Origin of the sequence: Isoptericola sp. b515 (assembly GCF_030588125.1) — a bacterium.
Taxonomy (GTDB): Bacteria; Actinomycetota; Actinomycetes; order Actinomycetales; family Cellulomonadaceae; genus Isoptericola; species Isoptericola sediminis.
Genome location: NZ_JAUQYR010000003.1, coordinates 567,645 through 582,159, shown reverse-complemented (window position 1 = coordinate 582,159; position 14,515 = coordinate 567,645). Strand labels below are relative to the sequence as shown.

At 72.3% G+C, this 14,515-nt stretch carries 15 protein-coding genes; 7 read left to right on the top strand and 8 right to left on the bottom strand.

The features are described from left to right. Positions 1–20: 20 nt before the first annotated feature. From Q6350_RS11760 to Q6350_RS11750, 3 genes are all read right to left on the bottom strand, one after another. Positions 21–764: a DUF4389 domain-containing protein gene (locus Q6350_RS11760; RefSeq protein ID WP_304604394.1), complete on the bottom strand. Its 744-nt coding sequence runs from the start codon at positions 762–764 to the stop codon at positions 21–23. After that, positions 761–1,213, bottom strand: a complete 453-nt coding sequence (locus tag Q6350_RS11755; protein ID WP_305066243.1) for a hypothetical protein — start codon at positions 1,211–1,213, stop codon at positions 761–763. The genes Q6350_RS11760 and Q6350_RS11755 overlap by 4 nt, the downstream gene beginning before the upstream one ends. A gap of 130 nt (positions 1,214–1,343) precedes the next feature. Next, the gene (locus Q6350_RS11750; RefSeq protein ID WP_304604392.1) at positions 1,344–2,540 is read right to left on the bottom strand and encodes an NAD(P)/FAD-dependent oxidoreductase; all 1,197 of its coding nucleotides are present in this window, start codon (positions 2,538–2,540) and stop codon (positions 1,344–1,346) included. Between the two features lie 358 nt (positions 2,541–2,898). Here Q6350_RS11750 and murA point away from each other — a divergent pair, with 358 nt between their 5' ends. Genes murA through Q6350_RS11735 form a run of 3 tightly spaced genes read left to right on the top strand, consistent with a single transcriptional unit; the run spans position 2,899 to position 6,008 of the window. Further along, positions 2,899–4,215 carry a UDP-N-acetylglucosamine 1-carboxyvinyltransferase gene (gene murA / locus Q6350_RS11745; protein ID WP_171247226.1) on the top strand — a complete coding sequence of 439 codons (1,317 nt, stop codon included), beginning with the start codon at positions 2,899–2,901 and terminating at the stop codon, positions 4,213–4,215. 30 nt (positions 4,216–4,245) lie between these two features. After that, on the top strand, positions 4,246–5,001 hold the full coding sequence (locus tag Q6350_RS11740) for a 1-acyl-sn-glycerol-3-phosphate acyltransferase (RefSeq protein ID WP_305066241.1): 756 nt from the start codon (positions 4,246–4,248) through the stop codon (positions 4,999–5,001). Beyond that, complete coding sequence (locus Q6350_RS11735) at positions 4,998–6,008, top strand: NAD(P)H-dependent glycerol-3-phosphate dehydrogenase (RefSeq protein ID WP_304604390.1); 1,011 nt, start codon at positions 4,998–5,000, stop codon at positions 6,006–6,008. Before Q6350_RS11740 ends, Q6350_RS11735 begins: the two co-directional genes overlap by 4 nt. 20 nt (positions 6,009–6,028) lie before the next feature. Here the strand turns inward: Q6350_RS11735 and Q6350_RS11730 are convergent, their stop codons facing one another. The 3 genes from Q6350_RS11730 to Q6350_RS11720 all read right to left on the bottom strand — a co-directional run bounded on the left by Q6350_RS11730 (position 6,029) and on the right by Q6350_RS11720 (position 8,680). Beyond that, on the bottom strand, positions 6,029–6,721 hold the full coding sequence (locus Q6350_RS11730) for a hypothetical protein (RefSeq protein ID WP_304604389.1): 693 nt from the start codon (positions 6,719–6,721) through the stop codon (positions 6,029–6,031). A gap of 88 nt (positions 6,722–6,809) precedes the next feature. After that, entirely contained in the window at positions 6,810–7,964 is a 1,155-nt protein-coding gene (locus Q6350_RS11725) for a PLP-dependent aspartate aminotransferase family protein (RefSeq protein ID WP_304604388.1), read from the bottom strand. A 23-nt stretch (positions 7,965–7,987) separates the two neighbouring features. Next, entirely contained in the window at positions 7,988–8,680 is a 693-nt protein-coding gene (locus Q6350_RS11720; RefSeq protein WP_304604387.1) for a DUF4386 domain-containing protein, read from the bottom strand. Positions 8,681–8,772: 92 nt separating this feature from the next. On the opposite strand from Q6350_RS11720, the gene Q6350_RS11715 reads away from it, so the two are divergent. Further along, positions 8,773–9,447, top strand: coding sequence for a TetR/AcrR family transcriptional regulator (locus Q6350_RS11715; protein ID WP_171247222.1), 675 nt, complete (start codon positions 8,773–8,775; stop codon positions 9,445–9,447). Positions 9,448–9,474: 27 nt separating this feature from the next. Here Q6350_RS11715 and Q6350_RS11710 read toward each other — a convergent pair whose 3' ends face one another. Further along, the gene (locus Q6350_RS11710) at positions 9,475–10,629 is read right to left on the bottom strand and encodes an acyl-CoA dehydrogenase family protein (RefSeq protein ID WP_304604386.1); all 1,155 of its coding nucleotides are present in this window, start codon (positions 10,627–10,629) and stop codon (positions 9,475–9,477) included. A 98-nt stretch (positions 10,630–10,727) separates the two neighbouring features. Here Q6350_RS11710 and Q6350_RS11705 point away from each other — a divergent pair, with 98 nt between their 5' ends. The 3 genes from Q6350_RS11705 to Q6350_RS11695 all read left to right on the top strand — a co-directional run bounded on the left by Q6350_RS11705 (position 10,728) and on the right by Q6350_RS11695 (position 14,034). Next, positions 10,728–12,308: an AMP-binding protein gene (locus Q6350_RS11705; RefSeq protein ID WP_304606925.1), complete on the top strand. Its 1,581-nt coding sequence runs from the start codon at positions 10,728–10,730 to the stop codon at positions 12,306–12,308. Between the two features lie 48 nt (positions 12,309–12,356). After that, positions 12,357–13,493: a D-alanine--D-alanine ligase family protein gene (locus tag Q6350_RS11700; RefSeq protein WP_305066240.1), complete on the top strand. Its 1,137-nt coding sequence runs from the start codon at positions 12,357–12,359 to the stop codon at positions 13,491–13,493. An 85-nt stretch (positions 13,494–13,578) separates the two neighbouring features. After that, positions 13,579–14,034: a hypothetical protein gene (locus tag Q6350_RS11695; protein WP_305066239.1), complete on the top strand. Its 456-nt coding sequence runs from the start codon at positions 13,579–13,581 to the stop codon at positions 14,032–14,034. A gap of 1 nt (position 14,035) precedes the next feature. Here Q6350_RS11695 and Q6350_RS11690 read toward each other — a convergent pair whose 3' ends face one another. Then, the gene (locus Q6350_RS11690) at positions 14,036–14,503 is read right to left on the bottom strand and encodes a DUF3515 family protein (RefSeq protein ID WP_304604383.1); all 468 of its coding nucleotides are present in this window, start codon (positions 14,501–14,503) and stop codon (positions 14,036–14,038) included. Positions 14,504–14,515: the final 12 nt, after the last annotated feature.

The following is a 14,515-nucleotide window of genomic DNA, read 5'->3' as shown; positions in this document are numbered from 1 at the left end:
CGGCGAGGAGCCGGCCCGTGTCAGACGGACGGTGGTGGCGGTCCCGGGTCGGCCGGTCCGCGAACGGTCTCCCGCGCGCCCATGTCGAGCCGGAACGGCGGGTACTCGTCCGTCATGAGTGCCGCGTACGCGGCGACCCGCAACGCCCAGCGCTGCAGGCCCAGCACGAGCTCGTAGATCCCGCGCGGGTAGTCGCCCCGGAACAGCAGCACGACCGCGGCGAAGAACACGAGCACGCCGACGAGCCCGACGCCGGGCGGCCAGTCGGTGACCACGACGGTCCCGTCGGAGGCGATCTCCGTCGTGCGCGAGCTGGTGCCCAGCAGGATGCCGACGACGATGTAGTGGGGGATGGCGAGCAGCCACCACTTCACCAGCACGAGACCGCGGGAGAGATGCTGCGGGGGCGTGACGTCGAGGTGGGTGGGGTAGTCGGGCACGTCGGCGAGGGTGAACGGCGGGTACCGGTCCGTACCGAGGGCACCGTAGGAGTAGTACGACACCCGCCAGGACCAGCGCAGGACGCCGACGTTGAAGGTGAAGATCCCCTGCGGGTAGCGCCCCGTGAACAGGATCGCGAAGAACGCGATGACGGTCAGCACCGCGAAGGCGATCCAGAGCCCGATGAGGATCACGACGTGGGGGAAGATCAGCAACCACTTGACCAGCCACAGTCCGCGGGAGAGCTGGGCGGGCGGCTCGGCGTCCATCCGCAACGGGTACGGGGCCGGCCCGGTGGGTCGGGGCGGATTCGTGTCGGTCATCGGTGTCTCCCTGGCACGGCCACGAGGCGAGCGATCCCGGTGACGATCCCGATGACGCTGCCCACCATGGCCACGACCAGCAGGATCCGGACGACGATCGTCCAGTCGAACGACCAGCCCGCGAAGTCGAACGGGAAGACCCGCCACACGGCCACGGTGGCGACGAGCCCGACCGCCGTGACGACGAGGTCGCCGAGCGCTCGCAGCCAGAGCGGGTCCACCACGAGGTAGACGACGTTGGCGGCGATGCCGACGACGATCGAGGCGTCGACCAGGGGGAGGACCTCGAGGGTCGCCGGGGTCAGGAACGGCACCGCCTCCCAGCCGGGCCAGCCGTGGATGAGCACGAGCAGCAGGCCGTTGGCGAGCACCGCGAAGGAGTAGCCGACCCGTCGCGCGGCGCCGGTGGGCCGACGACGGGTGGTGTCCGTGGTCCGTGGAGCGTTCATCACAGGCCGACCCCCGTCCGTGCGGGCCCCGGGTCGGCGCCCGTCCTGGTTCGATCATGCTCCCCGTGCGCGGCGCTCGCCCGGGCCGTCGGTCCCGCGGTGGCGGGACCTTCGGCCCGGGTCCTCGAGGTCAGGGCAGCTTGACCTTGCCGGCCTTCATCTTGGCCAGGGAGTACTTCTCGAAGCCGATCTTGAACGCGTGGTTCTGCGGTCCGGGCACCATGACGGCGGCCTTGCGCGGCGGCAGCATGTGGTCGGCGACCATCGCCACGCCGTTGTTCCCGGCGTCCATCACGCACAGGGCCGGGATCTTGCCGAACTCCTTGGCGGCCGTCGGCTCCTCGCCGCGGACCTGGGCGACGATGTTCTCGGCGGCGATGTGGGCCTGCTGCTCGCTCGGGAACCCGGTCTTGGGGATGCCGGTCGCGACCTGGGTCGTCCAGGGCACGGGCACGGCGGCGGCGATGCCGACGGCGTAGACGTCGTCCCACTTCTCGGACTGGTAGGTCGGGCGGACCTTGACGTAGTTGCCGGCGTCGACCAGGTCCGGGGTCTTGGCGAGGAAGTCCTGCCCGCGGAACGGGGGGACGATCATGGCGAACTTGTACGGCAGCTCGCGCCCGTCGGACAGCACGACCGTGTCGGGCTTGATCTCCTGGATCGACTGGTTCGGCTCGACGGTGATGCCCTCCTTCTTGGCGAACATCCGCATCAGCGGCTTGGCGCCCGGCATGCCGTCGATGCCGAAGTGTCCCGCGAAGGGCTCGGAGGTGACGTAGGTCAACTTGACCTTGCCGTGCAGGCCGGCGCGGCGCAGCTGGTAGGAGGTGTTGAAGAGGAACTCGTACGCCGCCCCGAAGCAGCTCGCGCGCTGCGTGGCGCCGATGACCACGTCACCGGGGTCGTCGAGGAACCGGCGCCAGGCGTCGTAGGTGCGCTCGGCGTCGTGGAGCGTGGTGATGGTGGGCGTGTCGCGCATCCCGGGGACGACGTCGAGGTCGTTGCGGTACCCCGTGGCGATCACCAGGTAGTCGTAGTCGAACGTGCCCTCGGTGGTCTCGACCCGGTGGTGGTCGGGGTCGACGTAGCTCGCCTCGCCGTGGACGAACCGCACACCCTTCTTGGTGAACGTCGGCTCCAGGGGGAACGTGATGTCGGTGCGGCCGCGACGGCCGAACGGCAGCCAGATCAGGGAGGGGTTGAACACGAACCGGTCCGAGGCCGAGACGACGGTGACGTCGACCTCGTCGCCCAGGTCGGACTTGATGGACAGGGCGGCCGTCATCCCTGCGAAGCTGCCGCCGAGAACCAGGACACGAGCGGTCATGATCGACTCCTTCATCGCGGACCTACCGTTGTTTCCAGGCTACTCCTCACACCCTGGGGGGTATGTGTTTGTGACGGACTTCACCCGCGTGTCAGAAGGGTGCGTCCGGGTCACGATCCGGCCTGCACCGCATCACGATCCGGCCAACCGTGGCGTGCCCCCGCGCGAGTCCGCGCCCGCGGAGTGAAGGTGTGGTGAACGTGAATACTGTGGCGGTGCCGGGTGTTGGCACCCGAGGGCCTCCGGGGGGAGGATCGTGCGCGCTGCGCACGACCGCGCCACTGCGAGCCGGGGGCCCGCACCGACGAGCAGCACCACCGTGCTGCGGATTCCGCGACGACAGGACGAACGACGACCTATGACTGATCTGCTGTACGTCAACGGCGGCACGCCGCTGCAGGGCACCATCGAGGTGCGTGGAGCGAAGAACTTCGTGTCCAAGGCGATGGTGGCCTCCCTGCTGGGAGAGTCGGCGAGCGTGCTGCGCAACGTCCCGCAGATCCGTGACGTCGCGGTCGTCTCCGGCCTCCTCGAGCTGCACGGGGTCAACGTCAAGTACGACCCGGAGGCCGGCATCCTCGACCTCGACCCGTCGAACGTCGAGTCGGCGCACGTCGCGGACATCGACGCGCACGCCGGGTCCAGCCGCATCCCGATCCTGTTCTGCGGCCCCCTGCTGCACCGTCTCGGTGAGGCCTTCATCCCGGACCTGGGCGGCTGCCGGATCGGCGACCGGCCGATCAACTACCACCTCGACATCCTGCGCCAGTTCGGTGCCGTCGTCGACAAGCGGCCCAACGGCATCCACCTGCGTGCGCCGCGGCGCCTGCAGGGCACCCGGATCGAGCTGCCCTACCCGTCCGTCGGGGCCACCGAGCAGCTGCTGCTGACGGCCGTGCGGGCCGAGGGCATCACCGAGCTGACCGGTGCGGCGATCGAGCCCGAGATCATGGACCTCATCGCGGTGCTGCAGAAGATGGGCGCGATCATCTCGGTCGACACCGACCGGGTGATCCGCATCGAGGGCGTCGACCGTCTCGACGGCTACGTCCACAACGCCCTCGGCGACCGTATCGAGGCCGCGTCCTGGGCCTCGGCCGCGCTGGCGACCGGCGGTGACGTGACCATCAAGGGCGCCACCCAGCCCGAGATGATGACGTTCCTCAACACCTACCGCAAGGTCGGCGGCCAGTTCGACGTCCAGGACGACGGCATCCGGTTCTGGCACCCGGGCGGGGAGCTGCGCTCCATCGTGCTCGAGACGGACGTCCACCCCGGTTTCATGACCGACTGGCAGCAGCCGCTGGTCGTCGCGCTCACGCAGGCCACGGGTCTGTCGATCGTGCACGAGACCGTGTACGAGAACCGGTTCGGGTTCACCGAGGCGCTGCGCCAGATGGGCGCCACGATCCAGGTCTACAAGGAGTGCCTCGGCGGCGCGGCCTGCCGTTTCGGCCGCCGCAACTTCCAGCACTCCGCCGTGGTGTCCGGGCCGACCCCCCTCGAGGCGGCCGACATCGAGGTGCCGGACCTGCGCGGCGGGTTCTCCCACCTCATCGCGGCGCTGGCGGCCAAGGGCACCTCGACGGTGCGCGGCATCAGCCTCATCGACCGCGGGTACGAGTCCTTCCAGGACAAGCTGGCGGCGCTGGGCGCCGACGTCGCCCGGGGCTGACGCCTGCGGTCGGCAGGTAGGCTTCCGGCCGTGCCCATCGCCAGACCTGAGTCGCGGCTCTACCGCGTCATCGCGAAGATCGTCCGGCCCGTGCTGTTCTCGATGTGCCGCTACGAGTGGAGCGGCAGCGAGAACCTCCCCACGGACGGCGGATTCATCGCGGCCGCCAACCATGCGACCGAGCTCGACGCCCTGACGTTCGTGCACTACCTGTTCGACCAGGGTGTCGAGCCGCGCGTGCTGGCCAAGCGCGGGCTGTTCGACGTGCCGGTCGTCGGGGGTGCGCTGCGTGCGACGAACATGATCCCCGTCGACCGGGGCAGCCAGGCGGCCGCCGCCTCGCTGGAGCGCGCGGGTCGCGAGCTCGGGGAGGGCGCCTGCGTGGCGGTGTTCCCGGAGGGGACGCTGACGCGCGACCCCGACCTGTGGCCGATGGAGCCGAAGACGGGTCTGGCCCGGATCGCCCTGGCGTCGAAGCTGCCGGTCGTCCCCGTGGCGCAGTGGGGCGCGACGGACATCCTGCCCCGCTACGGCAAGCTGCCGCGGTTCTTCCCGCGCAAGCGGGTCCAGGTCACGGCCGGCCCGCCGGTCGACCTGAGCGACCTGTACGACCGACCGCTCGACTCCGCCACCCTGCGCGAGGCGATGGACCGCGTGATGGACGCCATCACCGCCCAGCTCGCCACGCTCCGGGGCGAGGAGCCGCCGGCGCGACGGTTCGACCTGCGCAAGCACCCTGACTACGAGGTGAGACAGATGCACTACCCGCCGGTGGAGCGCCCGTGAGGGGCCCGACGACAGCGGTCCTGGGCTCCGGCTCCTGGGGCACCACGTTCGCGATGGTCATGGCCGACGCCGGCTGCGACGTCACCCTGTGGGGCCGGGACGAGGCCCTGGTCCGCCAGGTGGCCGAGGAGCGACGCAACAGCAAGTACCTGCCCGACGTCGAGCTCCCGGCGATGGCCGCCACGACCGACGCCGCCGCCGCGCTCGCCGGGGCGAGGATCGTCGTCGTCGCCATCCCCTCCCAGGTGGCCCGGCGCACCCTGGAGCCGCTGCGCGAGCACCTCGAGCCCGACGCGATCGTCGTCTCCCTGATGAAGGGCGTCGAGCTCAGCACCGACAAGCGCATGAGCCAGGTCGTGGCCGAGGCCCTCGACGTCCCGGACGAGCGCGTGGCCGTCGTGTCCGGGCCCAACCTGGCCAAGGAGATCGCCGCCCGGCAGCCCACGGCGACGGTGGTGGCGTGCTCCGACGCCGAGAACGCGCGGGTCGTTGCCGAGGCCTGCTCGAACTCGTACTTCCGGCCCTACACCAACTCCGACGTCGTCGGTGTCGAGCTGTGCGGCGCGGTGAAGAACATCATCGCGCTGGCCGTCGGCATGGCGCAGGGCAGCGGGTTCGGCTGGAACACGACGGCGACCGTCATCACCCGGGGGCTCGTCGAGATCACCCGCCTCGGGCGGGCGCTGGGCGCCGAGCAGGAGACGTTCGCCGGCCTGGCGGGCATGGGCGACCTCGTCGCCACCTGCGCCTCGCCGCTGTCGCGCAACCACTCGCTGGGCAAGTACGTCGGCCAGGGCATGAGCCTGGAGGAGGCGCTGGAGGCCACCGGCACGACGGCGGAGGGCGTGAAGTCCTCCCGCTCCGTCCTCGAGCTGGCCCAGCAGCACGGTGTCGACATGCCCATCACGGCCGGTGTCGTGGCCGTGCTGCACGAGGGGCTCTCGGTGGACGAGATGGCGCGCGCGCTGCTGTCTCGCCCGCAGAAGTCCGAGAGCCTCGCCGACTGAGCGGCCGGCCGGCCCGACGCTCAGTTCCCGACGTCCACCACCAGGCGCACCGGGTCCTCCAGGGTGAACGCCTGGAACGGGCGCGGTTCGCCGTCGACCCCGACGAACGCCGTCGTGGTGCCCTCGAACACGAAGCGGTAGACGACCTGCTCGATCGACCCGCCCGGACCGGCGACCGGGTCGCCGCCGTACTCGGTCACGCCCGAGTCCGTCGGCATCGCCGACCCCGTGATCTCCACCTGCAGCACGGCGTCACCGGCGACGTCGACCGTCTCGCCGCTGCCCGGCTCGACGGCCTCCTCGACGTACTGGACGCGGTAGCCGGGGGTGCCGGTGCCGTCCAGGTCGAACACGACACGGTCGTACTCCTCGTGCGCGCCGACGCGGATGCCGGTGACGGTCAGCATCGCGTCGGCGCTCGGGTCGCCCTCGTCCAGGGCGGTCCCGCCCGCGAACGGCGTGACGGGTTCCGTCGCGCTCGCCGCGTCGGGTGACGGTTCGTCGGGGGTGTCCGTGGGCTCCGCGGTGCCGGCGTCGTCGGTGGCCGACGCCGTGGGCGTCGCGGCGGTGGTCGTCGGCGAGGCGTCCGCCGTCGACACGCCGCCGCCGTAGCCCGACGTCCCCTCGCCGTCGCCGCAGGCGGCCAGCAGGGCACCGAGGGCCAGGAGGGCACAGGTCCCCGCAGCCCGGCGGCGGTGCGATGAAGGGTGCACGGTGCCTCCCTGGTGGACGGGTCCCTCCGACGAGCCTAGGCCCGCCGGCGGTTCCCGGCACCGCGCAGGGACGTGGCGCGTCGGCAGCTCAGGCGGTCGCCCGCTCCAGGGCCTGCGCGAGGTCCGCCCACAGGTCTTCGACGTCCTCGACGCCGACGGAGAGCCGCACGAGGTCCTCCGGCACCGTGGGCGACTCCGTCGCCAGGCGCCGACGCCGTTCCAGCAGCGACTCCACGCCGCCCAGCGAGGTGGCGGGAACCCACAGCCGCACGGCGTCGACCAGCGCGTCCGCGGCGTTCCGGCCGCCGACCGGGCGCACCCCGACCACGGCGCCGAAGTGCGCCATCTGTGCCGCGGCCCGTCCGTGCCCCGGGTCGTCGGGCAGCGAGGGGTGACGCACCTCGGCCACGGCCGGGTGGTCGTGCAGGCGGCGGGCGAGCTCGACGGCGTTGGCCGCGGCCCGTTCGACGCGCAGGTGCAGGGTGCGCAGCCCGCGCAGGGCCAGGAAGACCTCCATCGGCCCGGCGATCGCCCCGTGCAGGGTCCGGTAGGAGCGCACGTCGGCGGCGATCCGGTCGTCGTTCGTCACCACCGCGCCCAGGACGACGTCGGTGTGCCCGGACAGGTACTTCGTCACCGAGTGCACGACGACGTCGGCCCCGAGGGCGAGCGGCTGCTGTCCCAGCGGGGTGGCGAAGGTGTTGTCGACCACGGACCGCACGCCCCGGTCGCGGGCGGCGGCCAGGAGGGCGGGCAGGTCGGCGATCTCCAGCATCGGGTTCGTGGGCGACTCGACCACGAGGAGGTCCGCGCCGTCGAGGGCCGCCACCACGGCCTCGGTGTCCGCGACGTCGACGCGGCGGACCTCGACGTCGTACCGGGCGGCACGGTCGTCGAGGTAGCCCAGCGTGACCTGGTAGGCGTGCCGTGGCACCACGACGGTGCTGCCCGGGGGCAGGTCCCCGATCGCGGCGGCGATGGCGGCCATGCCCGATCCCAGGACGATGCCGTGCTCGCCGCCCTCGAGGGCGGCGAGGGCCTGCTCGAACGACTCCCAGGTCTCGGTGCCACCGCGGGCGTAGAGCGGTTCGTCGCCCGGGATGCCGCGCGAGACGTAGGTCGAGGACAGCACGACCGGTGGGTTGACCGGGCCGCCCTGCACGCGGGACGGGCGGCCGGCCGTCACGGCGACGGTGGCGGGTGCGAGGCTCGGGACGGCGTGGGCGGGCGGGTCGGGCGTCATGGCAGCCCAGCCTACGGTCCTCGTCAGGGACGCAGGGCCGGTTCCTCGGCGACGTCGGTCCGCGAGCGGTCGCGTCGGAACCCGATCCAGAGCAGCAGGCCGATCATCCACAGCTCGCCGACGGTGGCGGGCAGCACGAGGACGTCGGCGACCGGACCCGCGTCGGGGGCGAGGACGAGCAGGAAGGACTGCAGCAGGTAGCCGACACCCCCGACGAGCAGGAACCAGCCGAGCGCGCGGGGCAGGCCGGACAGCAGCACGAGACGACCCATCGGGATCAGCCAGAGTCCGAAGAACGCCGCACCGGCGAGCCACAGGTTCTCCGAGAGCAGGAACATCTGCTGCGGTCCGGCGGGGTCCCCGGCGAGCGCGGTGCCCAGGGCCGTGCCGAGAGCGGCCGTGCTGCCGAGGATCGCGACGGCGTTCATCATGCCCAGCACGCCGACCGCGGCCGCGGCGAAGGGTTCGACCGGGCGGAAGAGTCGGACGAACCAGAGGGCGGCGAGCGCCTGGCTGACCACCAGGGCGAGCTCGAGAGCGATCCCGACGCGCGCCAGGAGCTCGTGCTCGACGAGCAGGGTCGCGGTGGTCGCGGCGTCGGTCGGGTCGAAGACCAGCGGGCGCACGAGCAGGAAGCCCGCCATGCCGGTGATCCCGAGGGCGAGGTAGAGCAGTCCGGTGGTGCGGGCGACCGGCCGGGAGATGCGCTGGTCCATGATGGGTTCCTTCCGAGAGGCGGAGGGCCGCGTCCTTACGGCGTAAGGCAACCATACGGCGTAAGGTCGAGTGAGGGAAGAGGGGGACGCAGATGGGTTCCGACGGACCGTTGAGCCGCGACCGCGTGCTCGGTGCCGGGGTCGCGCTCGCGGACGCGGACGGTCTCGCCGCGGTGACCATGCGGGGCGTGGCGACGCGGCTCGGCGTCGAGGCGATGTCCCTGTACCACTACCTGCCCGGCAAGAAGGACGAGCTGCTCGACGGCCTCGTCGACGTCGTGGCCGCCCAGATCCATGCCGGGCTGGCCGAGCGGGAGGATCCCGGGGACGACTGGGTGGCGGACGTGAGGTCGCGCTGCCTCGTCGCGCGCGACGTCGTGGTGCGCCACCCGTGGCTGCCCCGGCTGCTCGGGTCACGACCGAACCTCCGGCCAGGGGTCTACCAGCTCTACGACGAGGCGCTCGGCGCGATGGTGCGCGGCGGGTGCTCCTACCGGCTGGCGCACCGCGCGATGCACGCCCTGGGCGGCATGGTGCTCGGGTTCACCCCCGAGGTGTTCGACCCCCAGGCCGGCGACGACGACGTCGCCGAGGAGGAGCTGGCGGCCATGGCCGAGTCCCTGCCCCATCTCACCGCGATGGTCGCCGCCGAGCTGCACGACCCGGCCGACCCGACCCTCGGCTGGTGCGACAGCCAGACCGAGTTCGAGTTCACGCTCGGCCTGCTCCTCGACGGGATCGAGCGGGCCCGCCGCGACGGCGTCTGACCGTCGCGGCGGGCCGCCGGCCCGGACTCAGTCCTGCCGGAGCGGACCGAGCAGGGACTGGGCCACCTGGGCGTGCGCCGACTCGTCGTCGCTGGGCTGGAAGATGCCGGCCAGCACGTCCCGGTAGAGGCGCCCCAGCTCCGAGCGGTGGAAGTACGTCGAGCCGCCCGAGCAGCGGATCGCCTCGTCGACCACGTCGCGGGCGGTCTCGGTCGCGCGGATCTTCAGGCCCGACGTCGCGCGGAACCACCCGGCGCCCCGGTCCTCGAGGGCGTCGATCCCGCCGGCGATCTGGTCGATCTGGGGCCAGATCCCGTCCTGGGCCAGCGCCGCGGCGGCGATGCGCCGGCGGATGTCCGGGTCCTGGGAGTACGCCTTGCCGGTCTTCATCGAGGTGCGCCGCTCCACCGTGGACACCGCCAGCTCGAGCGCGCGGTCGGCGATGCCCGCGTACACGGCGGCGAGCAGGATCTCGAAGCTGGTGAAGATCCCCAGCACGTAGGGGTCCAGGCTCGGACCCGGCGCGATCCGACGCATCACCCGTTCGGCGGGGGCGTGCGCACCGTCGAGCACCGTGGTGCACGACTGCGACGCCCGCATGCCGATCGTGTCCCAGTCGTCGAGGATCTCGAACCCGCCGCCGTCGCGCGTGATGAAGGCGTGCACGATGCGCGGGTCGTCCGGGTCGGTCGTGCTGTCCAGCCCCATGACGCCCAGCCGGGTCCACCCCGGGGAGTTCGACGTGAAGATCTTGCGGCCGTGGAAGGTGTAGCCACCCTCGCCGTCGGGCCGGGCCTCGGTGCGCGACCCCAGCAGCACGAGGTCGTTGCCGGCCTCGGAGTACCCGAACCCGAAGACCTCCCCGGCCGCCGCCTCGGCGAGGAGCCAGTCGAGCGTGTCGTCGCCCCGCTCGTGCAGGTAGCGGGCGACGCCCGTCCACACGTGGTGCATGTTGACGGCCAGCGCGGTGGCCGGTGCCGCCCCGGCCAGCCGGGACTGCTCGTGGCACAGCTCGCGCAGGGAGAGTCCCCGCCCGCCCGTCGAGGTCGGCACGAGCGCCCCGAGATAGCCGGCGGTCCGCAGGTCGTCCAGGTCGTCGGCGAAGAACGAGTTCTCCCGGTCGTGGATCGCGGCCCGGCCACGGATGGTGGCCAGCAGGTCGTCGGAGAGCAGCGTCGTCATGCCCCGATTCAAACATCGGTGCGGGCTGCCGACCGACGCCGGGCTAGGGTGGCGCCAGCAGCGGTCGCCGAGGACCGCGTCGGAGAGAGGAGCCACCGTTGGTCGTCCGAAGCCCGCACCCGGATGTCGAGATCCCCGACCTCAGCCTGTACGACTTCCTGTTCGGTTCCCTGACCGAGGAGGACCTCGGCAGGACCGCCGTCGTCGACGGCCCGACCGGCGAGGCCACGACCTTCGGTGCCCTGCGCGCCCAGGTGGACGCCGTCGCCGGTGCCGTCGCGGCCCGCGGCCTCGGCGTCGGTGACGTGGTCGCCCTGCACAGCCCGAACGTCCCGGCCTTCATCAGCGTCTTCCACGGACTGCTGCGGGCCGGTGTCACCGTCACCACGCTCAACGCGCTCGCCTCCGGGCCCGAGGTGGGCAAGCAGCTCACCGCCTCCGGGTCGAAGGCGCTGATCACCGTGTCGCCCCTGCTGGCGCAGGCCACGGAGGGCGCCGAGGCCGCCGGGCTCTCGCGCGACGACGTCGTCGTCATGGACGGCGCCGAGGGGTACTCGAACCTGCGCGACCTCCTCGCGGCCGGCGCCCCCGCCCCGGAGGTGTCCTTCGACCCCGCCACCCACCTGGCGGTGCTGCCGTACTCCTCGGGCACGACCGGCCTGCCCAAGGGTGTGATGCTGACGCACCGCAACCTCGTGGCCAACGTCCTGCAGTCCGAGCCCTACATCCCGCTGGTGCGCGACGACGTGGTCCCGGCGGTCCTGCCGTTCTTCCACATCTACGGCATGACCGTGCTCATGAACTGCGCCCTGCACCAGCGGTCCACCGTGGTGACGATGCCCCGGTTCGACCTGCCGGAGTACCTGCGCGTCATCACCGAGCACCGGGCGACCGTGCTGTTCGTCGCCCCGCCCATCGCGCTGGCGCTCGCCAAGCACCCGCTCGCGCTCGAGGCCGACCTGTCCAGCGTGCGGATCATGATGTCCGGCGCCGCACCGTTCGACGCCCAGCTCGCGGCCGCCGTCGGCGAACGGCTGCCCCGGGCCCGTGTCATGCAGGGCTACGGCATGAGCGAGATGTCACCCGTCTCCCACGTCGTGCCGTTCGACCGGGACGACATCGATCCCGGCTCGATCGGGCTGCTGGTGCCCAACATGCTGGCCAAGGTCGTGGACCCCGCCACCGGTGAGGAGATCGAGCAGCCGGCCGAGGGCACGAGCGCTCCCGGCGAGCTGCTCTGCGCCGGCCCGAACGTCATGGTCGGCTACCTGGGCAACGAGGCCGAGACGCGCGACACCATCGACGCCGACGGGTTCCTGCACACCGGGGACGTGGTCACCGTCGACGCCGAGGGCGTGTTCCACGTCGTCGACCGGCTCAAGGAGCTGATCAAGTACAAGGGATACCAGGTGCCGCCCGCCGAGCTCGAGGCGTTGCTGCTGTCCCACCCGCAGATCGCCGACGCCGCCGTCATCGGGGTGGTCGACGACGACGGCGAGGAGATCCCCAAGGCGTTCGTCGTGCGGGCCGAGGGCGCGGAGCTCAGCGCGGAGGACGTGATGGAGTACGTGGCCGCCCGGGTCGCGCCCTACAAGAAGGTCCGTGCCGTGCAGTTCACCCACGCCGTCCCCAAGTCGGCGTCGGGCAAGATCCTGCGCAAGGAGCTGCGCGCGGCGTGACGGCGACCGCGTGCCGGAGCGGGTGAGCGGTCCGGTAGGGTCGGGCCGATGCCCGAGACCCAGCCCTCCGCGCCCCCGCGCAAGCCGCGCGTCGCCCTCCTGTTCGGAGGCCGTTCCGGCGAGCACGCGATCTCCGCCGCCACCGCCGCCGGCGTGCTCGGCGCGATCGACCGTGACGCCTACGACGTCGTCCCGATCGGGATCACCCGCGCCGGGCGCTGGGTGGTCGCCGAGGACGACGCCGAGCGCTGGAGGATCACGGCGGGCCGGCTGCCCGAGGTGACCTCCGACGAGGGTGCCGAGGTGGTCCTGTCCCTGACGGCGGGCGAGCGCACCCTGCGCACGCTGGAGCCCGGGCAGGTCCCCGACGTGCTCGGTCAGGTCGACGTCGTCTTCCCGCTGCTGCACGGGCCGTTCGGCGAGGACGGCACGGTCCAGGGGCTGCTGGAGCTGGCCGACGTGCGGTACGTCGGCGCCGGGGTGCTGGCGTCCGCGGTCGGGATGGACAAGCACTTCATGAAGCTCGTCCTGGCCGGGCACGGCATCCCCGTCGGGCCCTACGAGGTCATCAAGCCCCACGACTGGGACGCCGACCCCGAGGCCTGCGTCGCCCGCGTCGAGCGGCTCGGGCTGCCCGTCTTCGTCAAGCCCGCCCGGGCGGGGTCGTCGCTCGGCATCACCCGGGTGGACGTGCTCGAGGACCTGCCGGCCGCCGTGGAGGAGGCCCGCGAGCACGACCCGAAGGTGATCGTGGAGGCCGGGATCGAGGGCCGCGAGATCGAGTGCGCGGTGCTCGGCGGCCGCGGCGGAGACCGCGCGCGGGCGTCGCTGCCCGGGGAGATCGTCGTGGACGGCAAGCACGCCTTCTACGACTTCGAGGCCAAGTACCTCGACGAGGCGCACGTCGAGCTGTCGTGCCCCGCCGACCTCCCCGAGCCGGTGATCGCCGAGGTCCGCGACCTCGCCGTCCGCACCTTCGAGGCCGTGGAGGCCGAGGGGCTGTCGCGCGTCGACGTGTTCGTCACGCCCGAGCAGCAGGTCGTCGTCAACGAGATCAACACCATGCCGGGGTTCACCCCGTTCTCGATGTACCCGCGCATGTGGGAGGCGACCGGGATGAGCTACCCGGCGCTGGTCGACGAGCTGATCCAGCTCGCCCTCGAGAGGCCGACCGGGCTGCGCTGACCTGCTCGTCGGACGCCGGCACGACGCCGGTGCGTCGGACCGTCCGTGCCGCTACGTTGACCATGTCCGGTCGAGGAGGCGTGCGATGGCGCGACGGTGGGCTGTGTGCGGTGCCGTGCACCGGTCGATCACGACGACCACGGTCGCCGGCCTGCTCCTGGCGACCGGTGCCTGCGGTGCGCTGACGGGGGTGCGCGTGGAGGAGGCCGGCGGTCACGTCGCCCTGGTCCAGCTGGTCAGGCAGGGCGGCATGGACGCCGCATGGGCCGGTGTGCTGGCCCTCGACGACGACGGCTGCTGGGGCCTCGCGTCCGAGGCGGATCCCGACGACGTGCGGGTGGTCGTCTGGCCCGCCGGCTTCTCGGTGGCGGACGACGGGCGCCTCGTGGCGGACGACGGGACGGCGTGGACCAGTGGTGACGCCGTCGTCGGTGCGGGCGGCGAGCACGACGACCTGCGCGGCGCCGTGGGTGACGTCGCCGACGCCTGCGTCGAGGCCGGTGAGCCGGGTCTGGAGCTGTGGCGGGCGGAGCTCGGCTAGCTCAGGTGCAGCTCCTGGTCGCCGGGATCAGGGAGACGGCGGACGTCAGGTCGGCGATGAACGACGTCGAGTGGTCCGTCGTCACCGACGGCGGCACCGTCACGTCGATCGCGGGGGTCCGGCCGTAGGTCGTGAAACGCCAGGTGCCGCTGTCGTTGGTCTCCACGACCCAGTCCACGGAACCGTTGGCCGTGTCGATCCGCTGGCAGTCCGGGGAGGGGCCCGGCTCCTCGACCCCGCACCGCAGCGTGACCGCGGCGCCCGGTGAGCCCCAGGCGGCCGTCGACTGGGCGTTGACGTCGGCGCGCTCCAGGTCCCCGGCGACGACGTCCGGCAGTGCCAGCATCACGGGTGCGCAGTCGGGGTTCGCGGCGTCCTCGCCCGGCTCGACCCCGATCGTCGGGGTGCAGCCGGCGAGCAGCACGAGGCACGGCGGGGCGAGCAGGGCGGCGAGTCGACGGACGAGCACGTGCCTACGGTA